This is a genomic window from Kitasatospora sp. MAA19, assembly GCF_029894125.1.
Lineage (GTDB): Bacteria > Actinomycetota > Actinomycetes > Streptomycetales > Streptomycetaceae > Kitasatospora.
On the sequence record NZ_JARXYZ010000001.1, the window covers coordinates 394,463 to 417,916 of the forward strand.

The 23,454-nt window shown below is 72.4% G+C and carries 19 protein-coding genes; 10 read left to right on the top strand and 9 right to left on the bottom strand.

Annotated features, from left to right (window positions below):
* Positions 1–195 precede the first annotated feature (195 nt).
* The 7 genes from P3T27_RS01765 to trxA all read left to right on the top strand — a co-directional run bounded on the left by P3T27_RS01765 (position 196) and on the right by trxA (position 11,034).
* Entirely contained in the window at positions 196–2,781 is a 2,586-nt protein-coding gene (locus P3T27_RS01765) for a DUF6049 family protein (RefSeq protein ID WP_280673883.1), read from the top strand.
* A gap of 57 nt (positions 2,782–2,838) precedes the next feature.
* Complete coding sequence (gene murJ, locus P3T27_RS01770; RefSeq protein WP_280673884.1) at positions 2,839–5,322, top strand: murein biosynthesis integral membrane protein MurJ; 2,484 nt, start codon at positions 2,839–2,841, stop codon at positions 5,320–5,322.
* 307 nt (positions 5,323–5,629) lie between these two features.
* Positions 5,630–7,696, top strand: a complete 2,067-nt coding sequence (locus tag P3T27_RS01775) for a protein kinase family protein (RefSeq protein WP_280673885.1) — start codon at positions 5,630–5,632, stop codon at positions 7,694–7,696.
* 43 nt (positions 7,697–7,739) lie between these two features.
* Positions 7,740–8,465 carry an RNA polymerase sigma factor SigM gene (sigM, locus tag P3T27_RS01780; protein ID WP_280673886.1) on the top strand — a complete coding sequence of 242 codons (726 nt, stop codon included), beginning with the start codon at positions 7,740–7,742 and terminating at the stop codon, positions 8,463–8,465.
* The gene (locus P3T27_RS01785) at positions 8,462–9,394 is read left to right on the top strand and encodes a hypothetical protein (RefSeq protein ID WP_280673887.1); all 933 of its coding nucleotides are present in this window, start codon (positions 8,462–8,464) and stop codon (positions 9,392–9,394) included. The genes sigM and P3T27_RS01785 overlap by 4 nt, the downstream gene beginning before the upstream one ends.
* Before the next feature lie 194 nt (positions 9,395–9,588).
* Positions 9,589–10,554, top strand: coding sequence for a thioredoxin-disulfide reductase (trxB, locus tag P3T27_RS01790; protein WP_280673888.1), 966 nt, complete (start codon positions 9,589–9,591; stop codon positions 10,552–10,554).
* Positions 10,555–10,707: 153 nt separating this feature from the next.
* Positions 10,708–11,034: a thioredoxin gene (gene trxA / locus P3T27_RS01795; protein WP_280673889.1), complete on the top strand. Its 327-nt coding sequence runs from the start codon at positions 10,708–10,710 to the stop codon at positions 11,032–11,034.
* A 91-nt stretch (positions 11,035–11,125) separates the two neighbouring features.
* Here the strand turns inward: trxA and P3T27_RS01800 are convergent, their stop codons facing one another.
* The 9 genes from P3T27_RS01800 to rpmH form a co-directional block, all read right to left on the bottom strand.
* Positions 11,126–11,743 (bottom strand): GNAT family N-acetyltransferase, encoded by a 618-nt coding sequence (locus P3T27_RS01800; protein WP_280674105.1) that lies wholly within the window; start codon positions 11,741–11,743, stop codon positions 11,126–11,128.
* Positions 11,744–11,878: 135 nt separating this feature from the next.
* Positions 11,879–12,964 carry a ParB/RepB/Spo0J family partition protein gene (locus P3T27_RS01805; RefSeq protein ID WP_280673890.1) on the bottom strand — a complete coding sequence of 362 codons (1,086 nt, stop codon included), beginning with the start codon at positions 12,962–12,964 and terminating at the stop codon, positions 11,879–11,881.
* Positions 12,961–13,941, bottom strand: a complete 981-nt coding sequence (locus P3T27_RS01810; protein ID WP_280673891.1) for a ParA family protein — start codon at positions 13,939–13,941, stop codon at positions 12,961–12,963. The genes P3T27_RS01805 and P3T27_RS01810 overlap by 4 nt, the downstream gene beginning before the upstream one ends.
* A 267-nt stretch (positions 13,942–14,208) precedes the next feature.
* Positions 14,209–15,048 (bottom strand): 16S rRNA (guanine(527)-N(7))-methyltransferase RsmG, encoded by an 840-nt coding sequence (gene rsmG, locus P3T27_RS01815; protein WP_280673892.1) that lies wholly within the window; start codon positions 15,046–15,048, stop codon positions 14,209–14,211.
* Positions 15,049–15,226: 178 nt separating this feature from the next.
* On the bottom strand, positions 15,227–15,757 hold the full coding sequence (locus P3T27_RS01820) for a R3H domain-containing nucleic acid-binding protein (RefSeq protein WP_280673893.1): 531 nt from the start codon (positions 15,755–15,757) through the stop codon (positions 15,227–15,229).
* Positions 15,758–15,838: 81 nt separating this feature from the next.
* Positions 15,839–17,008, bottom strand: coding sequence for a membrane protein insertase YidC (gene yidC, locus P3T27_RS01825; RefSeq protein ID WP_280673894.1), 1,170 nt, complete (start codon positions 17,006–17,008; stop codon positions 15,839–15,841).
* Entirely contained in the window at positions 17,005–17,376 is a 372-nt protein-coding gene (gene yidD / locus P3T27_RS01830) for a membrane protein insertion efficiency factor YidD (protein ID WP_280673895.1), read from the bottom strand. The genes yidC and yidD overlap by 4 nt, the downstream gene beginning before the upstream one ends.
* Positions 17,373–17,801, bottom strand: coding sequence for a ribonuclease P protein component (rnpA, locus tag P3T27_RS01835; protein WP_280673896.1), 429 nt, complete (start codon positions 17,799–17,801; stop codon positions 17,373–17,375). The genes yidD and rnpA overlap by 4 nt, the downstream gene beginning before the upstream one ends.
* Before the next feature lie 18 nt (positions 17,802–17,819).
* Entirely contained in the window at positions 17,820–17,957 is a 138-nt protein-coding gene (gene rpmH, locus P3T27_RS01840; RefSeq protein WP_030392420.1) for a 50S ribosomal protein L34, read from the bottom strand.
* Between the two features lie 471 nt (positions 17,958–18,428).
* Between rpmH and dnaA the strand changes: the two genes are divergently transcribed.
* The 3 genes from dnaA (at position 18,429) to gnd (ending at position 23,444) form a co-directional block, all read left to right on the top strand.
* The gene (gene dnaA, locus P3T27_RS01845) at positions 18,429–20,306 is read left to right on the top strand and encodes a chromosomal replication initiator protein DnaA (RefSeq protein ID WP_280673897.1); all 1,878 of its coding nucleotides are present in this window, start codon (positions 18,429–18,431) and stop codon (positions 20,304–20,306) included.
* Positions 20,307–21,279: 973 nt separating this feature from the next.
* Positions 21,280–22,410 (top strand): DNA polymerase III subunit beta, encoded by a 1,131-nt coding sequence (gene dnaN / locus P3T27_RS01850; protein ID WP_280673898.1) that lies wholly within the window; start codon positions 21,280–21,282, stop codon positions 22,408–22,410.
* A 158-nt stretch (positions 22,411–22,568) separates the two neighbouring features.
* Positions 22,569–23,444, top strand: coding sequence for a phosphogluconate dehydrogenase (NAD(+)-dependent, decarboxylating) (gene gnd / locus P3T27_RS01855; protein ID WP_280673899.1), 876 nt, complete (start codon positions 22,569–22,571; stop codon positions 23,442–23,444).
* Positions 23,445–23,454: the final 10 nt, after the last annotated feature.

Here is a 23,454-nt window from a genome sequence, read left to right on the forward strand (position 1 = left end):
CGCAACACTGCATCCCGGGCTGCATCGTTACCATGCCGGTGGACGAGTCTCGGGCACCGGACAGGGGATGCGGTGTCGCGCGCCGCCGTGGCCGGCGGAGCATCCGCGGCACCGGCACGGCGAACAGCGTCAAGCGAAGAGCGTCAAGCGAACAGCATCAGCAGCGAGCGATCGAGAACGGCGAGGGCGGAACGAGTGAGTGAGCCGGCACGGCACTCGGGCCTGGGGGCGCACCGACAGCCCGAACGGACCGAACGGACCGTCGAGGGGCGCGGACCGGGACTGCGCGCGAGGCGTGCGGCCCGCCGCCTCGCCGCCGCCTGCGGGGCCGCCATAACCCTGTTCGCGGCGGTCGCCCCCGCCGAGGCGCTGCCGAGCGGGGGCAACGTCCGGCCGGCCGCCGACAGCGGGTCCACGGCCGAGTACCCGGTGGTGATGACCATCGACACGGTGGCGCCGCAGGTGGCCAGTCCGAACGGCACCGTGACGATCACCGGGCACGTCACCAACACCGGCAAGTCGGCGCTCAAGGGCGCCCACGCGGCCGTCCGCAAGCCGGTGTCGGGCAAGCCGCTGCAGCGGCGCAGCGAGCTCTCCTCGGTGGCCGACCGCTCCGGCCCGGCCAACTCGGACGGCGTGGAGCTGGACAGCCCGCAGTACGCCCTGCCGGAGCTGGGCCCGGGCCAGAGCCAGCCGTACACCCTGGGCGTCGCGGTGAGCGACCTCGGACTGTCCGAGAGCGGCGTCTACGAGCTCGCGGTGGACGCCTGGGGCTCGACCGCCGACAACCAGCGCGACCGGCCGCTGGGCATCGCCCGGACCTTCCTGCCGTACAACCCGGGCGGCGCCGAGGCGCAACCCACCAAGATCACCACGCTCTGGCCGCTGGTGCACGCGCCGGTGCTGGCCGCACAGACCACCTCCGAGAACGACCAGACCGTCCCCGTCCTGCGCGACGACAGCCTGACCGCCGAGTTCTCCCCGGGCGGCCGGCTGTACGAGCTGGTGGACACCGGGGCCAAGCTGCCCGGGCTGACCTGGGTGGTCGACCCGGACCTGTTGGACGCCGCGTTCGCGATGACCAAGCAGTACCGGGTGCAGAAGCCGGGCCACGACTCCGTCGGCAAGCCGGCCAAGGACGACAACACCGTCCTCGGCAACGGCCAGGCCGCGGCCACGGCCTGGCTGGACAAGCTGCGGGCCGCCGTCGCCAAGCCGGGCGCCCAGGTGGTGTCGCTGCCGTACGCCGACCCGGACCTCGCGTCGATCGCGCACAACGGCGCCGACCTGACCGGGATGGGCACCGCCCTGAACAAGGCCGCCACCGCCGGCCGGCTCACCGTCGAGGGGCGGCTGTCCGTCGACACCCGCTCGGACGTGGCCTGGCCGTACCAGGGCTACCTCGACCAGCAGATCGCCGGCGTCGCCCAGCAGGCGGGCAGCAACCTGCTGCTGGTCAACGGCACGAGCATGCCGGAGTCGGACTCGATCACCTACACCCCGACCGCGGTACGCCCGATCGGCAACGGGCAGAACGCGGTGGTCGCCGACGAGACCGTCTCCGGGCTGTTCCAGACCGACCTCACCACCCCGCAGGCGCAGACCCAGGCGACCCAGCGCTTCCTCGCCGAGACGTACACGATCACCCACGAGCAGCCGCAGAACCCGCGCGGCCTGCTGGTGATGCCGCCGCGCGAGATGACCGTGAGCACCGCCAAGGCGCTGGCGGGCGCCCTGCAGACGGCCTCCGACAAGTGGCTCTCCCCGGTCAAGCTGGACACGCTGGCCCAGGCCTCGCCCGACCCGAAGGCCACCACCGCCGTCCCGGCGGCCACCGACTACCCGGCCCAGGCCCGCGCCTCGGAGCTGTCGGCGGACGACCTGAGCAAGACCGACGGCATCCAGCACGACCTGGACACGCTGATGCGGGTGCTCACCCTGCCGCAGCGGGTGCGCGGCCCCTTCAGCGCCGCGATGGTCCGCTCGCTGTCCACCGAGTGGCGCACCGACGCGTCGGCCGGCAGCAGCTACCGGGACGGCGTCACCGACTACCTGGACGAGCTGACCAGGGCCGTCCGGGTACCGCCGAAGACGGTGGTCACCCTCTCCGGTGACACCGGTCTGCTCCAGGTCAGCGTCCGCAACGACCTGACCCAGGCCGTCACCAACCTCAAGCTGGTGCTCACCTCGACCCAGCCCAACCGGCTGCGGGTGGGCAAGGACGAGGAACTGGTCATCCCGGCCTCCCAGAGCGTCACCCTCCGGTTCCAGGCCGAGGCGCACAACAACGGGCCGGTCACCATGACCGCCCAGCTCTGGACCACCGGCCCCAACCCGCAGAAGTACGGCGCGGCGCAGACCTTCCAGGTCGAGGTCACCTCGGTGACCAACGGCGTGCTGTACGTCTTCGCGGGCGCCGCCCTCCTCCTGCTGCTCGCCGCGCTGCGGTTCGTCCGCCAGCGCAAGCGGCGGGCCGGGCAGCCGCACGCCGACGGCGACCAGCCGGTCGACGACCCGGCGACGGGTGGCCCGGCCGGGGACAGCCCGGCCGGGGACAGCCCGGCCGGGGACAGCCCGGCCGGGGGCGGTGCGGCGGACCCGGCGAAGGACGGGGGCCCCGACGGGGACGAGTCCGAGGACGGTACCGGCGAACCCGCCGAGGACGGCCCGGAGGACGGCCCCGACGACGGCTCCGACAGCGCCGGCTCAGCGCAGACACCGCGCGGCAGCAGCGCGGATGGGCGGGATCGGACCGCCAGTGATGAGAAGGTTGGTCCTTGATACCGCCGACCCCCCGCAACGCCGGGCCGGCCACCCCCACGACAGCGAAGAGGTGACATGACCGGGCGCAGCGAGGAGCGGCCGCCGGGCCGCGGTGAGAACCGGCCGGGCGCCGAGTCGCCGTCCGGCGACTGGTACGTGGCCGACACCTACGCCCAGGACCCGTACGCGGCCGACGCGTACGGGAACCCGCAGGCCGGCCAGGACCCGTACGGCCTGCGGGCCGACCGGCCCGCGACGCCGCAGCCGCCGGCCACCGCGTACGACGTGCCGCCGCAGCTGCCACCGCACGGCGGCGGCTACCCGACACCGGTGCCGCCAGCCCAGTTCCCGTCGCCGGCGCCGTTCCCGTCACCGGTGCCGCCGGTGCAGCCCGGCTGGGACACCCCCGCGCAGGCCGCCTGGCAGGAGGCGCCGGCTCCGGCCGGCGGCGGCCAGTGGGGCGGCCAGGAGCAGCCCCGGCAGCAGTGGGAGCCGGGCCCGGCGCACGCGACCTGGGACAGCGAGACCACCGAGTACGTCGGGGTGGACGCGCTGTTCGGCGGCCACCCGGCGCACGCCGCGGCCCAGCCGCCGGCGCCCCAGCCCGCCCCGATTCCGCCGATGACGCCGCCGGGCGCTCCCGTGCCCCCCACCGCCGGGCCGCCGGTCGCCCCCGCGCCGTACCCGCCGGTGGGCGGCTACCCGGGCCAGCAGCCGCCGCACGGCGCTCCGGACGGGTACCACCCGTACGTGCCTCCGATCGAGTTCGACCCGCCGCTCTCCGAGGAGGAGGCCACCATGCAGGTGGCCGCCGTGGCGGTGCCGCCGGCGGTGGAGCCGCTGGCGGACATCGTCGCCGACGAGCACGCCGCCCAGCAGGCGCCCGCGGCCGAGCCCGCCCCGGCGGCCGGCGGCGGCAAGGTCGCGAGCCTGCTGAACTCCAGCGCGATCATGGCGGCCGGCACGCTGGTCTCCCGCGGCACCGGCTTCGTCCGGACCATGGTGATCACCGCGGCCATCGGCGTCGCCGTCATGGGCGACTCGTACAACGCCGCGTACACCCTGCCGACCCTGCTGTACATCCTGATCGGCGGCGGCGCGCTGAACGCGGTCTTCGTGCCGCAGCTGGTGCGCAGCATGAAGAACGACGAGGACGGCGGCACCGCGTACGCCAGCCGGCTGCTCACCCTGGTGATGGTCGGGCTCGGCGGCGTGGTGTTCCTCGCGGTGCTCGGGGCACCGCTGCTGGTGCAGCTGATCTCGCACCCGATGATGGAGAACGCGGCCCGCGCCGAGACCACGGTGGCGTTGGCCCGGTACTGCCTGCCGACCATCTTCTTCATGGGCGTCCACGTGGTGATGGGGCAGATCCTCAACGCCCGCGGCCGGTTCGGCGCGATGATGTGGACCCCGGTCCTGAACAACATCGTGGTGATCTTCACCTTCGGCGCGTACATCTGGGTGTACGGCGGCTACGACGGCACGGGGGTGTCCCCCGAGACCATCTCGCCCGAGGGCGTCCGGCTGCTCGGCCTCGGCACCCTGCTCGGCCTGGTCGTCCAGTCCCTGGCGATGATCCCGTACCTGCGGTCGGCCGGCTTCCGCTACCGGCCCCGCTTCGACTGGCGCGGCCACGGCCTGGGCAAGGCCGCCCGGCTGGCCAAGTGGACCTTCTTCTTCGTGCTCGCCAACCAGGCCGGCTACCTGGTCATCACCCAGCTGGCCACCGCCGCCGGCAGCGCCGCCAAGACGGGCGGCCACGAGGGCGTCGGCCTCGCGGCGTTCTCCAACGCCCTGCTGATCTGGCAGCTCCCGCAGGCCGTGATCACCGTCTCGATCATGAGCGCGGTGCTCCCCCGGCTCTCCCGGGCGGCCGCCGACGAGGACGCCGGCGCCGTCCGCGACGACCTGTCGTACGGGCTGCGCACCAGCGCGGTGGCGGTCGTCCCGGGCGCCTTCCTGTTCCTGTCGCTCGGCCCGGCGATCGGCCGCTCGATCTACGCCGTCGGCGGCGGTGACCGGGCCCTGGACAACGCGACCAACGTCGGCCTGATGCTCTCGGCCTTCGCGCTCGGGCTGATCCCGTACTCGGCCCAGTACGTGATGCTGCGCGGCTTCTACGCCTACGAGGACACCCGGACTCCCTTCTCCAACACCGTCTGGGTCGCCGTCTGCCAGGCCGGGTTCTCGCTGGTCTGCTGGTTCACGCTGCCCGCCCAGTGGGCCGTGATCGGGATGGCCTTCGGCTATGGTCTGGCCTACGCCGTCGGAGTGGCGGTCGCGCTGCCGAAGCTGAAGAAGAAGATCGGCGGGCTGGACAGCAAGCGGATCGCCAGGACCTACAGTCGGCTGGCCACCGCCTGCGTGCCGGCCACGGTCGTCGGCCTCGGCGTCAGCCTGGCGGTCCAGCAGGTGCTCGACGGTTGGATGGGCAGCGTGCTCTCCCTCGTCGCGGCCGGCGGCCTCCAACTGGCGGTGTTCGTGTTCATCGCGAAGCGCCTGCGGATCGAGGAGCTCAACGCCATGCTCGGCATGGTTCGCGGCCGGCTGGGCCGCTGATCCACCGCACCAACCGACCGGACGAGCGGGCGCCCTGACCGGGCGTCAACCGGAGCCACCGGCTCCTCCGCCCGTCCGGCCGGGTGTCGGGCCGCCGCCCGCGCCCGGATCCGCCCGGGCCGCCAGATGGCGGCCCGGTGTCGGGTCTGCACCACATCTCTCCACCGTCATGCAACCGAGCAGGCCCTTCAGCGGTCGTACTCGGTGGAGAAGAGTGGGCACAATTGTCCTGGAGCACGGGACCGCCAACCCGCGGGCTCCAGCGACTCTCTCAGGCCGGGGCGACACAAGGGGAGGCAGGACCACGGTGGCTGATGGCACCAAGGCGGTCGTCGACACGTCAGCAGCTGACGCGGCGGCGGACGAGGCCGCACTGGCCGCGGCGATCGACGAGCTCGCGGGCGGGAAGACCGCCCCTGCGGGCGACGCCGGCGCGCCCTCTCCGAACGCCTCCACGGACGCCTCCACGGACCCCGAGCAGGGCTCCGCCCCGGACACCCCGGTGACCGCCGACGCGGACGGCGCTGCGGATCCCGCTGCGGATCCCGATGCGGCCGCGGAAACGGCGGCCGACAAGGACGCGGAGGCCGTCACGGAGGCCGTCACGGAGGCCGGAAAGGGCGCCTCCGGCGGCGAGGAGACCTCGGAGATCACCGCTCCGCTCTCGGTCCACGAGATCGCCGCTGAGCTGGCCGCGGGCACCGCCCGGCGCAAGCCCGCCGCCCCGGAGCCTGCGCCGGCCGCCAAGCGCCGCCCCACCGACCCGCAGCCCACCGTCGACCCGCGCGACACCGCCACCCTCCCGCGCACCCTCCCCGCCCCGCTGCGGCACAGCGGCGACAAGATCGGCAACCGGTACCGGCTGGAGGAGTGCATCTCCCAGACCGAGACCTTCAGCAGCTGGCGCGCGGTCGACGAGAAGCTGCGCCGGGCCGTCGGCGTCCACCTGATGGCCTCCGGCCACCAGCGGGCCCGCAAGGTGCTGGCCGCCGCCAAGTCCGCCGCCCTGCTCGGCGACCCGCGCTTCGTCCAGGTTCTGGACGCCGTCCAGGAGGGCGAGCTGGTCTACGTCGTGCGGGAGTGGCTGCCGCACGCCTCCGACCTCGCCAAGCTGCTCGCCGACGGCCCGATGGAGCCGCACGCGGCGTACCAGATGGTCCGCCAGGTCACCGACGCCGTCGCCGCCGCCCACCGGCGCAGCCAGGCCCACCTGCGGCTCACCCCGCGCTGCGTACTGCGCACCGACAGCGGCCAGTACCGGATCAACGGCATCGCGGTGGACGCCGCGTTGCGCGGGCTGCCCGCCGACGAAGGTGTCGAGGACGCCCAGCGCGCCGACACCCGAGCGATCGGCGCACTGCTGTTCGCCGCGCTCACCCACCGCTGGCCCTACCCCGAGGACCGCTACGACCTCCAGGGCCTGCCGAAGGACCTCCAGAACGCCGCGCCGGACCAGGTCCGCGCCGGCGTCCACAAGGGCCTGTCGGAGCTCGCCGCGCGGGCCCTGTTCGACCACCCGCCGCATCACGCCGAGCCGATCACCACTCCGGAGGAGCTGGCCCGGGCCATCTCGCTGATGCCCCGCATCCGCCAGCCCGAGCCCGAGCTGCCCGTCTTCCCGACCCCGCCCCGGCACAACACCCACGCCCTGCCCACCGCGCCCATCCCCAACCGGGTGGCCGACCCGGCCGTCGCCCCGCTGCCGGCCTCGTCCCGTCCGACCTCGACCCGGCGCACCCGGCGGCGGCTGCGCCGGGTGGTCAAGGCGACCGCCTGGACGGTCGCCCTGGGCGCGATCGGCATCGCCTCCTGGCAGTTCGTCGACACCCTGCGCAACAACCAGGGCGCCGTCGCGTCCCCGCTGCCCTCGGCGAGCAGCGCCTCGGTGACCCCCCACCCCACCACGCACACCCCGGTGCCGATCCCGATCAAGGAGGCGCTGTCGTACAACCCGCTGGGCGACGGCCCCGACGGCAACGACAGCATCGGGAAGGCCGTCGACGGCGACCCGAACACCAACTGGACCACCCAGTGGTACAACGACCAGCTCGGCCCCAAGCCGCCCGCCCTCAAGTCGGGTACCGGTCTGCTGATCGACCTCGGCTCGCCGCAGGCCGTCAGCTCCGTGAACGTCCAGTTCGTCGGAAACCACACGGCGGAGCTCCGGGTGCCCAACGCCGCGGCCGCGGCCGACCCGAAGGGCGCCCCGATCGGCGAGTACACCCTGCTCGGCAAGAAGAGCGGCACCGCGGCCGACTTCACCCTCGACAGCCCGGTCACCACGCGTTACGTCATGATCTGGCTGACCAGCCTGTCGAAGGATTCCGACGGCAGGTTCCGTGGCCACGTCGCCGAGGTCAAGGTCTCCGGCTGAGCGGAGGCCCGCACACACCGGACGGCGGAGAGGGGGGGCAAGGGTGACGACGGCGGACGACGACGCGGTGTTGCTCGCCCGGCACGTCGCCGGCGACCCGGACGCCTTCGGCTTCCTGGTGAACCGCCACCGCGACCGGCTCTGGGCGGTCGCCCTGCGCACCCTCGGCGACCGCGAGGAGGCCGCCGACGCCCTCCAGGACGCCCTGGTCTCCGCCTTCCGCGCCGCCCCCGGCTTCCAGGGCCGCTCGGCGGTCACCACCTGGCTGCACCGGATCGTGGTCAACGCCTGTCTGGACCGCGCCCGGCGCAGCGCCACCCGCCGCACCACCCCGCTCGACGAGGACCCGCGGCGCCTGGACACGCTGGTCGGCGCCGCCGAGCCGGCCGACTCCCCGGTGGTCCGGGCCGAGGTCCGGCGCGAGCTGACCGCGGCGCTCGCCGAACTGCCCGCCGAACAGCGGGCCGCGCTGGTCCTGGTCGACATGCAGGGCTACCCGGTCGCCGAGGCGGCCGAGCTGCTGGGCGTCCCGGTGGGCACCGTGAAGAGCCGCTGCGCCCGGGGCCGGGCCCGACTGCTCCCGCTGGTCCGCCACCTGCGCGAGAACGGCGGCGGAGCGGATGTTTCACGTGAAACACCGGACGGCCCCGGCCCGGCCCGGCCCTCACGGCGGAGCGCACCGGGGAACCCTACGGACACCCGTACCGTCACAGGGACAGGCCCGAACACCGGTCGGACGGTTCTGGAAGGAGACGCGAGCACGCGATGACGGCCCACCTCTCCTCCCCCGGCACCCCCGGCCCCGCAGGGGCCCACCCCTCCGTCGACGAGCTCGCCGACCTCGCCGAGGGGCTGATCGAGTCCGCCGACGCCGCCGACGCGCTGCGGCGGCACCTGGACGGCTGCGCCGAGTGCCGCGAGACCACCGACGCGCTCGGCGAGGTCCAGGCGCTGCTCGGCGCCGTCGAGACCCCGCCGATGCCCGCCGACGTCGCCGCCCGGTTGGACGCCGCCCTCGCCGCGGCCGCCACCGCCCCTGAGGCGGTGCAGGCCACCCGGAACACCCCCGCCGCGGGCTCCCGGGCCATCACCCCGGCCCCGCCCTCGCGGGCCGTCAGGGCGCCCTCCGCGCCCCCGGCCCGGCCCACCGCACCCACCGGCCCGGGCCGCCCGCGCCCCCGGCGGCGGCGCGTCGCCCTGCTGCTCGGCGCGGCCACCGCCCTGGCCGCGATCGCCCTCGGCGGGGCCCTGCTGGTGCGCCCGGCCGACCAGGGCGACCGGCATCCGGCCGCGGCCGCCGGCGCGCCCACCGGGACCGGTGCCGCGCACAGCGCCCGCGCCGACCAGGCCGCGGGCGCCGGCCCCGTCTTCCGGGACGATGACCAGCTGGCCGACCAGGTCCAGCAGCTGCTGGCCCACGCGGGGGCCACCCCCGGGCTGCGCCCGACCGGGCCCGCCAAGCCCTCCGCCGCGCCGCCCGCCGAGGGACGCCAGGAGCTCACCACCCAGGCCTCCCCGCCGGCCTGCCAGGCCCCCGCCGAGGGCACCCCGCTGGCCACCGACCACGGCAGCTACGCGGGCGCCCCGGTCGAGGTGCTGGTCTACCCGGCACCCGGCCGACCCGGGTTCGCGGACGTCTACCTGCGCTCCCCCGACTGCGGGCCGGTCGTGCTGCACCGCACCGTCCCCACCCGTTGACCGCCCGATCCCGTCCGACCGGCCCCGGTTCCCATGCGATCGACGACCAGGGCGCCACGCCGCTCCCGCAGTGCGGGCAGCTGGTACTGATCCGCCTGGGAATGCGAGACACTGGTCAGTCGTTGTCCCGGGCGGCGGAGCAGGACCGCCCTCCCCGCACCTAGCGCGGGTCGCGATGCGAACCAGGAGATGCAGTGAGCGACGTCCGTAACGTGATCATCATCGGTTCCGGCCCGGCCGGCTACACGGCCGCGCTCTACACGGCTCGGGCCTCCCTGAAGCCGCTGGTCTTCGAGGGGGCCGTCACCGCCGGTGGCGCCCTGATGAACACCACCGAGGTCGAGAACTTCCCGGGCTTCCGGGACGGCATCATGGGCCCCGAGCTGATGGACAACATGCGGGCCCAGGCCGAGCGCTTCGGCGCCGAGCTGATCCCGGACGACATCGTCGCGGTCGACCTCACCGGTGACGTCAAGACCGTCACCGACTCCGAGGGCAACGTGCACAAGGCGCGTGCCGTGATCGTCACCACCGGCTCCCAGCACCGCAAGCTGGGCCTGCCGAACGAGGACAAGCTGTCCGGTCGCGGTGTCTCCTGGTGCGCCACCTGCGACGGCTTCTTCTTCCGCGACCAGGACATCGCGGTGGTCGGCGGCGGCGACACCGCGCTGGAGGAGGCGACCTTCCTCTCCCGCTTCGCCCGCAGCGTCACGATCATCCACCGCCGGGACAGCCTGCGCGCCTCCAAGGCGATGCAGGAGCGCGCCTTCGCCGACCCGAAGATCCGCTTCGAGTGGGACAGCGCGGTCGAGGCCATCCACGGCGACCCGAAGCTGAGCGGCGTCACCCTGCGCGACACCACCACCGGTGAGACCCGCGAGCTGGACGTCACCGGCCTCTTCATCGCGATCGGCCACGACCCGCGCACCGAGCTGTTCAAGGGCCAGCTGGACCTCGACGGCGAGGGCTACCTCACGGTCGAGGCGCCCTCGACCCGGACCAACATCCCGGGCGTGTTCGGCGCCGGCGACGTCGTGGACCACACCTACCGCCAGGCCATCACGGCCGCCGGCACCGGCTGCTCCGCCGCGCTGGACGCCGAGCGGTACCTCGCCGCGCTGGACGACCTGGAGGCCAAGGCCGCCGCCGTGGCGGTCTGACCTCCGCGCCCCTCGCGCCACCGACCGATCCCCCGCGGGGGTGTGGCACCTGTTTCACGTGAAACACCCCCGCCCCGGCCAGGCCGAAACAGAACGGGCCCGCCCGTTGTTGACCTGGCAGCAGCCCTCTCCGTCCGAACCCGAGGAGTACCCGTGGCCGGCGCCACCACCACCGTCACCGACGCGACGTTCCAGGCCGACGTCCTGGACAGCGACAAGCCCGTGCTGGTCGACTTCTGGGCCACCTGGTGCGGCCCGTGCCGTCAGGTCGCCCCGATCCTGGACGAGATCGCGGCCGAGAACGGCGACAAGCTGACCATCGCCAAGCTGGACGTGGACGCCAACCAGGCGACCGCCGCCCAGTACGGCGTCATCTCGATCCCGACCCTCATCCTCTACAAGGGCGGCGAGCCGGTGAAGTCCATCACCGGTGCCCGTCCGAAGGCCGCGCTGCTGCGCGAGCTGGACGGCTTCATCTAGGTCGACAGGTCGTCGACCGAACGGCGGCGGGGCTCTCCACACCGGGGAGCCCCGCCGCCGTCGTTTCCGCGCCCGCCGTCGGTTCCGCACCCTAGAACGGCCGCAGCGCAGGCTCCTTGCGTCCCCCGCCGAGCAGCCGCTCCAGCGCCACCTCGACATCGCCCCGCCAGGAGAGCGTGGTCCTCGCCTCCAGCCGCAGCCGCGGGTAGCGGTGATGCGGCCGGACGGTCTTGAAGCCGACCGCGAGCAGATGGTCGGCCGGCAGCACACAGCCGACCGGCTCCGGCCCCGCGGAACCGAACGCCTCGATCGCCCGCACCCCGCGCCCGAGCAGGTCCTTGGCCACGGTCTGCACCAGCACCCGGCCGAGCCCCTGCCGCTGGTAGCCCGGCAGCACCCGGCTGACCATCAGCTGCACGGCGTCCGGTGAGACCGGACTGGTCGGGAAGGACTGCGACCGGGGCACGTAGGCGGGCGGCGCGTACAGCACGAAGCCGGCCGGCTGGTCGTCCACGTAGACGATCCGACCGCAGGAGCCCCACTCCAGCAGCACCGCGGAGATCCACCCCTCCTTCTCCAGCTCCGGCTTCCCGGACTCCACCGCCGCCCTCCCGCTGACCGGATCCAGCTCCCAGAACACACAGGAGCGGCAGGTCGTCGGCAGGTCGGCGAGGTTGTCCAGGGTCAGCGGAGCGATCCGGCGTCCCATGCCCCGCACCTCCTCCTCGTCACGGTCGAGCATGCCCCCACAGACGCCGATGGGTGCATGTTTCACGTGAAACAGCGCTCACGAAACAGCGCTCACGTGGAACATGCACCCATCGGGTACCGTCCCCGGCCCGGCTCAGCCCTGCGACAGCCGCAGACCGTCCTCACCCGGGGCCAGACTGTCCAGGATCCGGTTCAGGTCCTCGACCGAACCGAACTCCAGCACCACCTTGCCCTTGCCCAGCCGGCCGCCGCGCTGCGACACCTCGACCTTGACCCGGGTGTCGAAGCGGTCCGACAGCCGGCTCGCCAGATCGTTGAAGGCCGGGGAGAGCAGCTTGCCGGCCTTCGGCGCCTGGCGCTTCGGCTTCTCCTCCTCCGAGCCCATCACCATGACGATCTCCTCGGTGGTCCGCACCGAGAGGCCCTCCGCGACGATCCGCCTGGCCAGCTGCTCCTGCCGCTCGGCGTCCGCCACACCGAGCAGCGCCCGGGCGTGGCCGGCCGTCAGCGTTCCGGCGGCCACCCGGCTCTGCACGGTCGGCGGGAGCTTCAGCAGCCGCAGTGTGTTGGAGACGTGCGAGCGCGAGCGGCCGATCCGGTCCGCCAGCTCGTCGTGGGTGCAGGAGAAGTCCCGCAGCAGCTGGTCGTAGGCGGCGGCCTCCTCCAGCGGGTTCAGCTCGGCCCGGTGCAGGTTCTCCAGGAGGGCGTCCAGCAGCAGCTTGTCGTCCTCGGTGGCGCGGACGATCGCCGGAATCCGCTCCAGCCCGGCCTCCTTGGAGGCCCGCCAGCGGCGCTCCCCCATGATCAGCTCGAACTTCTCCACGCCGACCTGGCGCACCACGACCGGCTGGAGCAGACCCACCTCCTTGATGGAGGCGACCAGCTCGTCCAGCTTGTCCTCGTCGAAGTTCTTGCGCGGCTGGCACGGGTTGGCCACGATCGCGCCCAGCGGCAGCTCGGCGAAGAAGGCACCGGCCACCGGCGCGAGCCGCACCTGGTCGGCCTGCTCCCGCAGGCTGCCCGCGGCCGCCCTGGCCGCCACCGTGGCACGGCCGCCCGGCAGCACCGGCACCGAGGCCGGCGGCACCGCGTCGGTCGCCACCGCCGAGGCCGGTGTGGGCGGGGCTGCCACGGGCTGCGCCGCCGCCCCGCCGTCCACCGGCGTGGCGGGGCCGATCAGCGCCCCGAGCCCTCGTCCCAGACCCCTGCGACCACTCACTGATGACCCTCCGTCGTACCGTGCTGTGCCACCGGGGCTCCGTGCCCCTGCTGGCCGTCCCGCTGCTGGCCCACCAGTGTGGAGCCGCCCACGCCCATGCCCACCGCGCGCAGCGCGAGCTCGCGGGCGGCCTCCAGGTAGGAGAGTGCCCCGGTCGAGCCCGGGTCGTAGGTGAGCACCGTCTGACCGTAGCTGGGCGCCTCCGAGATCCGGACCGAGCGCGGGATCGCGGTGCTCAGCACCTCCTGCTGGAAGTGCGTCCGGACCTCCTCGGCGACCTGCGCGGCCAGCCTGGTCCGGGCGTCGTACATGGTGAGCAGGATGGTCGAGACGTGCAGCGCGGGGTTGAGGTGCGCGCGCACCAGCTCGACGTTGCGCAGCAGCTGGCCCAGGCCCTCCAGCGCGTAGTACTCGCACTGGATCGGGATCAGCACCTCCTGCCCGGCCACCAGGGCGTTGACCGTGAGCAGGCCCAGCGAGGGCGGACAGTCGATCAGGATGTAGTCGAGCGGCTGCTCGTAGGCGGCGATGGCGCGCTGCAGCCGGCTCTCCCGCGCCACCAGCGAGACCAGCTCGATCTCGGCGCCGGCCAGGTCGATGGTCGCGGGGACGCAGAACAGTCCCTCGACGTCCACCACCGGCTGCACCACGTCGGCGAGCGGCTTGCCCTCGACCAGGACGTCGTAGATGGACGGCACCTCGGCGTGGTGGTCGATGCCGAGGGCCGTGGAGGCGTTGCCCTGCGGGTCGAGGTCGACGACCAGGACGCGCAGTCCGTGCATGGCGAGCGAGGCGGCCAGGTTGACGGTGGTGGTGGTCTTGCCGACCCCGCCCTTCTGGTTGGCGACCACCATCACCCGGGTGGCGGCCGGGCGGGGCAGACCCTCACCCGCTCGGCCGATCGCCTGAACCGCAGCCTGGGCAGCCCGCGCGATGGGCGTGTCATCGATCTGGTCGATGGTCTCCGAGTCCTGCATGGGGGTCAGTGTTTCACGTGAAACCGGAGCGGCAACAGTCGCCGCCCGGCTGCGGCCGAGGATTCCCGAGAGCAAGGAGCGACGTTTCACGTGAAACACCATGCCCGCTATGTCGGAAATCTGACGTTGCGACACTCCGGCGTCCTCCCGGCGTCCTCCCGGCGACCCGCCGTCACCCGGCCGGCCACCGGAACGCCGACGGGCGGGCGCTCCCCCGTTCAGGAGGAACCACCCGCCCGTCGTCGAGCGTGTCCGGCGTCACCCGCCTCAGCGGGTACGGCGCCGCCCGCCCCGGGTGCGCTCACCGGTCCGGACGCCCGCGTTGCGCCCGGCCCGGGCCGCCTTCGCCCGCCGGGTCGCGGCCTTCACCCCGCCGGGGCTCTCGCCGGCCTTGACCTGGACCACCCGGGTCGAGGTCTCCAGGGTGCCCTCACCGACCGAGATCACGCTCCATTCGACCGCGCCCAGCTTGGTCAGCCCGGCCCGCGAGTCGGCCAGCTCCTGCTCGGCGCTGTCGCCCTTGAGCGCCAGCATCTGCCCGTGCGGCCGGAGCAGCGGCATCCCCCAGCCGGCCAGCCGGTCCAGCGGCGCCACCGCGCGGGCGGTCACCACGTCCACCGCGAGCTTGCCGACCATCTCCTCGGCCCGGCCGCGCAGCACCGTGACGTTCTCCAGCCCGAGCTCCCGGACGACCTCCTCCAGGAAGGTGGTCCGACGCAGCAGCGGCTCCAGCAGCGTCACCGAGACGTCTGGACGGGCCAGCGCCACCGGGATGCCCGGCAGACCGGCGCCGGACCCGACGTCGCACAGGGTCGAGCCGGCCGGCAGCAGCTCGGCGAGCACCGCGCAGTTGAGGACGTGCCGGTCCCAGAGCCGGGGCACCTCCCGCGGCCCGATCAGCCCGCGCTGCACGCCCGCGGTGGCCAGCAGTTCGGTGTAGCGGACCGCGGCGTCGAAGCGATCGCCGAAGACCTCCCGGGCGACGGCCGGAGCACCGGCCAGCTCGGGCACGTCGGCCACCTCGGCGGCCTCGGCGGCCTGCCCGGCAGCGGCCGGATTCACGTCGGCCGCCCCCGGCCGACCAGCGGCCGCGTTCTCCGTGTCCATCTCGACCTCTCCGATCCCCGGATCCACCGACCCGCTCTCCGCACTGTTTCACGTGAAACATCTCGCGCCGGGCTCACGCCCCGCGAAGGGACGACGACCCCGCCCGCACGAGGCGGACGGGGTCGCGTCCGGTGAAGCCCACCGGCCGCCGAAGCAACCGGTCGTCGTACCGCCGGCCTCAGACCGGCAGCACGACCACGCATCGCTGGGGCTCTTCACCCTCGGACTCGCTGCGCAGACCGGCGGCCGCGACCGCGTCGTGGACGACCTTGCGCTCGAAGGGCGTCATCGGCCGCAGCTTGACCTGCTCGCCACTGCTCTTCGCCTGCTCGGCGGCCTTGGCACCGAGCGCGGCCAGCTCGGAGCGCTTGCGGGCCCGGAAGCCGGCAATGTCCAGCATGAGGCGGCTGCGCTCGCCGGTCTCCCGGTGGACAGCCAACCGGGTCAGCTCCTGCAGTGCCTCCAGCACCTCGCCGTCCTGGCCGACCAGGCGCTGCAGCGCGCGGTCGTTGCCGTCACCGACGATGGAGACCAGGGCGCGGTCGCCCTCGACGTCCATGTCGATGTCACCGTCGAGGTCGGCGATGTCGAGCAGACCCTCCAGGTAGTCCGCCGCGATGTCGCCCTCCTGCTCCAGCCGGGCGATGAGGTTCTCGTCGGCGCTGGCGGCGGCCTCGGCCTCGACGGCGGAGGTGGTGCCTTCAGTCACTGATGGACTCCTTCGGAGATGGGCCCAGTTGGTGGGCCGGGAACGAAGCTCTGCGCGCTGTCACAACAGGTCCGGGACCGGTCAGGACTTCTTCTTCGGCCGCTGCCCGCCACCGCGCTTCGGCTGCTGCCGGGCGCCCTGCTGCCGGGTGGTGCCCGGCTTGGCCGCGCCCTGCTGGGGGGCCGCCGGCTTGGCACCGGAGTCGGCCTGGACGGCCTCCTCGGCGGGCTCCTCGGTCGAGGCCGGGGTGTCCTGGGTCAGGTCGGCGGTCTGCTGCCCGGTACCGCTCTGCTGGCGCTGCGCCTTGCTCTGCTTGCGGGGCTGCTGGCGACGCGCCTGCGCCGACTCCTCGACCACGGCGGCCGCGGACGAGGCCGCGCTGAGGGCCGCCTTGGACGGGGGAAGCATGCCCCACAGCGCGCCCTTGATCTCCGAACCGTCCGGGTTCAGCCGGCCGGCCTTCTTCAGGCGGACCTGCCGATCCGCGAAGGCCTTGCTGCCCGGGGTCGGGTTGTTGTGGATGACGATCAGCTGCTGGCCCATCGACCAGACGTTGGTGGTCAGCCAGTAGACCAGGACACCGACGGGGAAGTTGATGCCCATCACGGCGAACATCACCGGGAAGACGTACATCAGCATCTTCTGCTGCTGCATGAACGGCGTCTTCACCGTGAGGTCGACGTTCTTGGTCATCAGCTGGCGCTGGGTGATGAACTGCGACAGCGACATCATGATGATCATCACCGCGGTGACGATCTTGACGCTGGTCTCGGGGCTGCTGACGAAGGTCGCGGAGAGCGGGGCGCCGAAGATGTGCGCCTTGCCGGCGCTCACCAGCAGGTCGCCGTGGATGACGCCGATCTCCTGGCTCTTGGCGACCTTGGCGAGCACGCCGTAGAGGGCGGTGAAGAACGGCGCCTGCACGATGATGGGAAGGCAGCTGGAGAACGGGTTGGTACCCGCCTCCTTGTACAGCTTCATCATCTCTTCGGACTGGCGCTGCTTGTCGTTCTTGTAGCGCTCCTGGATGGCCTTCATCTTCGGCTGGATCGCCTGCATGGCCCGGGTCGCCTTGATCTGCTTCACGAAGAGCGGGATCAGGCAGATCCGGATGACGACCACCATCGAGGCGATGGCCAGACCCCAGGCCCAGCCACCGTCCGGGTCGAAGATGTTGCTGTACAGCGAGTGGAACTGGACGATGATCCAGGACACCGCTGTGTACAGGGGATTCAGGAAGGAGAAGGTCACCGGTCAGGCTCCTTGGACATGTGGATTGGCCCCGCAGGGCCAATGGTCGCCGGGCCCTCTGGGTCCGGACCGGCGGGGGTCGTGGTCACCGGCTGTCCGGTGGCGGACCGGCTGCTCAGCCAGTCTCGCAACCGCCGGTGCCACACCGGATGCTTACGCGGCGGAACGTGATCGACCCCGCCGGGCGTCCACGGATTGCAGCGCAGGATGCGCCACACGGTCAGCCCGCCGCCCTTGACCGCCCCGTGCACCTTCACGGCCTCGAAGCCGTAGTGCGAACAGGAGGGGTAGTAACGGCAGACCGGACCGAGCAGTGGGCTGATGGTCCACTGGTAGACCCTGATCAGACCCATCAGCAGGTACTTCATCGACCTGCTCCCGTCGGCGCCGTCGTGGCGGGCTCCACCTTCAGCAACCGCTTCAGCGCCGCGTCCAGGTCACGTTCGAGGTCCTGGTACGAGGCGGACGCGGCCTGGGGCAGCGCACGCACCACTATCAGGCTACCGGCGGGCAGCCTGGACAGACGATCACGAACGAGGTGACGCAACCGGCGCTTGACCAGGTTGCGAACGACCGCCGGGCCGACGGCCTTGCTCACGACGAAACCCGCACGCGCCGAAGGAGTCCCCTCGGCGACGTGCGGGCGGGAGTCGCTGGTCCGGTCGGTCTGCCCCTTGGGGTCACCATCTCTGCTGAGATGGACGACCAGAAGGGGCCGGCCGGCCCGACGACCGCGTTTCACCGCGGTCGCGAAGTCCTGGCGCCGCCGCAGCCGATTCTCGGAGGGCAGCACAACAGACTCTGTCGTGGATCAGGCGGACAGGCTGGTGCGGCCCTTGCCACGGCGGGCAGCCAGGATGGCGCGGCCGGCGCGGGTACGCATACGCAGCCGGAAGCCGTGGGTCTTCGCGCGACGACGGTTGTTCGGCTGGAAGGTGCGCTTGCTCACTCGGGGGCTCCTGAGGTGAATCGTAGGATGACGGGGAGTCGCTTGGCCGTCACCGTGCGTCCGCGTGATCTCCCCTGATACGGAAATCCGGCCCATCACCCCAGTTCGGCTGGGGTTTCAGGCAATCCACGGCGCCCGTGCTGCGCGCCTTATGGAGCGGGTGGACCCGCGGACATGCGGCAGCGGCCATCGACAACTCGACCTGGTTACGGTACGCGGGACGGGGCGCGAGGGTCAAACCAGCCTCTTCGAACGGCCCCCCACGGATGTCCGAAACCAGCTTCGCCCACAGCCTGTGGACAACGACTTGATCCGGCCCTGTTCGCTGACTACCGTTGCAGGACTTGTCTGGTTTGTTCTTCGTGTGTCGTTCCTCGTGGGGTCGGTCCGCCGGAGACGGGCCCACCGATCACTGCCTCCTGATCCACCACCCCCTGCTGGAGCCGCGGGGAACCGAGAAAGCGTGCACCAGTGGCTGATGTCAACAGCGACCTCGTCCCGGTCTGGGCGAGGGTCGTCGAGCGGCTGGTCAGCGACCCGGACGTCGGGGAGATGGACAAGCAGTGGGTGCAGCGCACCCAGCCGATGTGGATGATGCACGACACCGCCCTGCTGGCGACCCCCAACGAGCGGGCCAAGCAGGTGCTGGAGGGCCGGCTGCTGCCGCAGCTCACCGAGGCCCTCAGCCGCGAGCTCAGCCGTCCGGTCCGGATCGCCGTGATGGTCGACGCCAACGCCGTCCCGACCACCCCCGCACCCGCCGCCCAGGCCCCGGCCGAGCCGTACCCCGGCCCGTCCGACGAGGACACCGGCGGCTACGGCGGCCAGGGCTACCAGGAGCCGTACGAGCAGGACTACGAGCGGCCCCGCTACGACACCGGCGGCTACGAGCAGCGCCCCGCGCCGTACGGCGGCCCGGCGGCCGGTCCGACCTGGCCGGGCTACCAGGAGCAGGGCGGCTACCAGGAACACGGCGGCGGCTACCCCGACCAGGGTGGCTACCAGGAACACGGCGGGTACCAGGAGCAACCGCCCGCCTACCGCGAGCCCGACGAGCCCGCGCCCCGACCGGCGCCGCGCCCGATGCCCGGCCCGCCCGCGACCACCCAGGGCGACCTGTTCGGCGGCGCGTACGGCCCCGGCCCGAACGAGCAGCCCCGCGCCGGCGCCGGCCGCCGCTCCCCCGGCTCCCGCCCGGCCGGCGGCCGCCCCGCGGACAAGAACGCGCCGGAGCGCGCGACCGAGCGCCCCGCCGTCCCCGGAGTTCCCGCCCCGCCGGGCGCCCCGCCGGCCGGCGGCTCGCGCAAGGACGAGCCGGCCGCCCGGCTGAACCCCAAGTACCTCTTCGACACCTTCGTCATCGGCGCGAGCAACCGCTTCGCGCACGCGGCGGCGGTGGCGGTCGCCGAGGCCCCGGCCAAGGCGTACAACCCGCTCTTCATCTACGGCGAGTCCGGGCTGGGCAAGACCCACCTGCTGCACGCCATCGGGCACTACTCGCGCAGTCTCTTCCCGGGCACCCGGGTGCGCTACGTGTCCTCGGAGGAGTTCACCAACGAGTTCATCAACTCGATCCGGGACGGCAAGGCGGACACCTTCCGCCGCCGCTACCGGGACATGGACATCCTGCTCGTGGACGACGTGCAGTTCCTCGCGAGCAAGGAGTCCACGCAGGAGGAGTTCTTCCACACCTTCAACACCCTGCACAACGCGAACAAGCAGATCGTCCTCTCCTCGGACCGGCCGCCCAAGCTGCTGACCACGCTGGAGGACCGGCTGCGCAACCGCTTCGAGTGGGGCCTGATCACCGACGTCACCCCGCCGGAGCTGGAGACCCGGATCGCGATCCTGCGCAAGAAGGCGATCCAGGAGCAACTCAACGCCCCGGCCGACGTGTTGGAGTTCATCGCGTCCCGGATCACCCGCAACATCCGGGAGTTGGAGGGCGCCCTGATCCGGGTCACCGCCTTCGCCAACCTCAACCGGGCGCCGGTGGACCTGGAGTTGGCCGGGATCGTCCTCAAGGACCTGATCCCGGGCGGGGACGAGGACGCCGGTCCGGAGATCACCGCGCAGGTCATCATGCAGCAGACCGCCGCGTACTTCGGGCTGGGTGTGGACGACCTCTGCGGATCCTCGCGCAGCCGCGTCCTGGTGACGGCACGTCAGATCGCGATGTACCTCTGCCGGGAGCTGACCGACCTCTCGCTGCCGAAGATCGGCGCGCAGTTCGGCGGCCGCGACCACACCACGGTGATGCACGCGGACCGCAAGATCCGCTCGCTGATGGCCGAGCGGCGCTCGATCTACAACCAGGTCACCGAGCTGACCAACCGCATCAAGAGCTAGGGCCGCCGGCTCGGGAGAGCCGGCCACCCGCCGTCGCGGGTGCCGGCCCCGGCACCGCGGGAAAGGGCGTCAGGAGCGATCCTGACGCCCTTTCGGCATATCCACAGGTGTGTACCGCGCATCGGCTGGGCAGAGATGCCCTCGACGGACGTTCCGCCAGTCCACAGCCCGCGCCGAACATCTGACCGGCAATTCGAAAGCCGAGGCCGCGCAGGGCAGTTGTCCACAGGACGGGCGCCTTCCCCGCAGTCCACAGGCCGGGGAGTCCGAAGTTATCCAGAATTCGTCCACAGGCCCGTCACCGCTACGCTCTTCCGCGCAGGTCAGGTGCCTGTGGACTTGTGCACAACGGTTATCCACAGGGTGTGGACAATTGACGGGCCACCAGGGGGCCATCCGGGTTATCCACCGGTTGTCCCCAGGCTCGGGGCGGTTATCCCCAGGTTGTCCACAGAGTGGTCCACAGTTCGGCAACCGTGGGGTAGCGTTCATGCCCTGGTGTGAAAGGCGTCACGTAAAGTTGACCGGCGCCCGTGGATAACCGGGCCCGGATCTGGGGATAGCCCTGGGGATAACCTGTGGATACCCAGCGTGCCCTGTGGGTAACGCTCCGCTGTCCACAGCGAGGCCTGTCCGTCCACAGCCGCCGTCCACACCCGCTGTGGACAAAAAAGTGGGTCTGACCTGCGGAAACGGGGTTATCCACGGTTTCCACAGGCCCTACTACTACCACTACACCTTTAGACCCATCGACTCGCTTGAAAGTGGGTGGGCCCCGAATCTGTGGACAACCGCCGCCCGACATCTGTTCGGGTTGCTTCCGCCCGTCTGCCCCGTCTGTCGGCGGAGTACGTCAGACTGTCCTCTGCGACTGGAAGCGGAGTGGCAGTGCTCGGTGGACAGCCGAACCGACGATCAAGATCAGACGAACCAGAGTGCGAGCGGGAGCGCTCGATCCAGGAGGCGGTTACCGGTGAAGTTCCGGGTGGAGCGTGACGTCCTCGCGGAGGCGGTGGCCTGGGCTGCCCGCAGCCTCCCGGCACGGCCGCCGGTGCCGGTGCTGGCCGGCCTGCTGCTGACGGCACAGGACGGCAGCCTGGCGCTGTCCGGCTTCGACTACGAGGTCTCGGCCCGGGTCGAGCTGGAGGCGGACATCGAGGAGGCCGGCACCGTCCTGGTCTCCGGCCGGCTGCTGAACGACATCTCGCGCAACCTTCCCAACAGGCCGGTGGAGATCTCCACCGACGGCCAGCGGGTCAGCGTGGTCTGCGGCAGCTCCCGGTTCACCCTCCCCACCCTCCCGGTGGACGAGTACCCGGCCCTGCCCCAGATGCCCACCGCCACGGGCACCGTCCCCGGCGACGTCTTCGCCTCCGCGGTCAGCCAGGCCGCCGTGGCCGCCGGCCGTGACGACACCCTGCCGGTGCTCACCGGCGTGCGGGTCGAGATCGAGGGCGACCGGATCACCCTGGCCGCCACCGACCGCTACCGCTTCGCGGTCCGCGAGCTGCTGTGGAAGCCCGAGCAGTCGGACATCTCCGCCGTCGCCCTGGTGCCCGCCAAGACCCTGCAGGACATCGCGAAGTCCCTGGGCAGTGGCGACAACGTCTCGATCGCGCTCTCCTCGGGCGGGGCGGGCGAGGGCCTGATCGGCTTCGAGGGCGCCGGCCGCCGGACCACCACCCGGCTGCTGGAGGGCGAGTTCCCGAAGTTCCGCAGCCTCTTCCCGACGGAGTTCAACGCCATCGCGGCGATCCAGACCCAGCCCTTCCTGGAGGCGCTCAAGCGCGTCTCGCTGGTCGCCGAGCGCAACACCCCGGTCCGGCTGAACTTCGAGGAGGGTGTGCTGACCCTGGAGGCCGGTTCGGGCGACGACGCCCAGGCCACCGAGCGGATCGACGCCTCCCTGGAGGGCGACGCCATCTCGATCGCCTTCAACCCGGGCTACCTGGAGGAGGGCCTCAAGGCCATCGACTCCGCCTACGCCCAGCTGAGCTTCACCACTCCGACCAAGCCGGCCCTGCTCAGCGGCAAGGCGTCGGTGGACGCCGAGGCGGACGAGGCCTACCAGTACCTGATCATGCCGGTCCGCCTCTCCGGCTGACCTCCCGGCTGACGACCCACAGGCTGTGCACACGGCCTGTGGACGGCCTCCCCCGGTCGGCCCGACCGCGGGGAGGCCTTGTCGCTTCAGCGCGTAGGCTCGGGGAGTGCGGCAACGGCGCCGCCGGCAGGCACGTCACCACAGGTAAGGACTTGGTCATGGAGCTCGGCCTCATCGGTCTCGGCAAGATGGGCGGCAACATGCGCGAGCGGATCCGCCGCGCCGGCCACACCGTCATCGGCTACGACCGCAACCCGGACGTCTCCGACGTCGAGAGCCTGCAGGAACTCGTCACCAAGCTCCAGGGCCCGCGGGTGGTCTGGGTGATGGTCCCGGCCGGTGCCGCCACCCAGGCGACCGTCGACGAGCTCGCCGAGCTGCTCTCCCCCGGCGACGTGGTGGTCGACGGCGGCAACTCCCGCTGGACCGACGACATCAAGCACGCCGAGGCACTGGCCGCCAAGGGCATCGGCTTCGTCGACTGCGGTGTCTCCGGCGGTGTCTGGGGCCTGGAGAACGGCTACGCCCTGATGTACGGCGGCGACGCCGAGCACGTCGCCCGCGTCCAGCCGATCTTCGACTCGCTCAAGCCCGAGGGCGACTTCGGCTCGGTGCACGCGGGCGCGGTGGGCGCCGGCCACTTCGCCAAGATGGTCCACAACGGCATCGAGTACGCGATGATGCAGGCCTTCGCCGAGGGCTGGGAGCTGCTGGAGGCCGCCCCCGAGGTCACCGACGTGCGCGAGGTCTTCCGCAGCTGGCAGGAGGGCACGGTCATCCGCTCCTGGCTGCTGGACCTGGCCGTCCGCGCCCTGGACGAGGACGAGCACCTGGCCAAGCTGCGCGGCTGGGCCGCCGACTCCGGCGAGGGCCGTTGGACCGTCGAGGCCGCGATCGACCACGCGGTGCCGCTGCCGGCGATCACCGCCTCGCTGTTCGCCCGCTTCGCCTCCCGCCAGGACGACTCGCCGCAGATGAAGATGATCGCCGCGCTGCGCAACCAGTTCGGCGGCCACGCGGTCGAGTCCAAGTAACTCCCCCAGG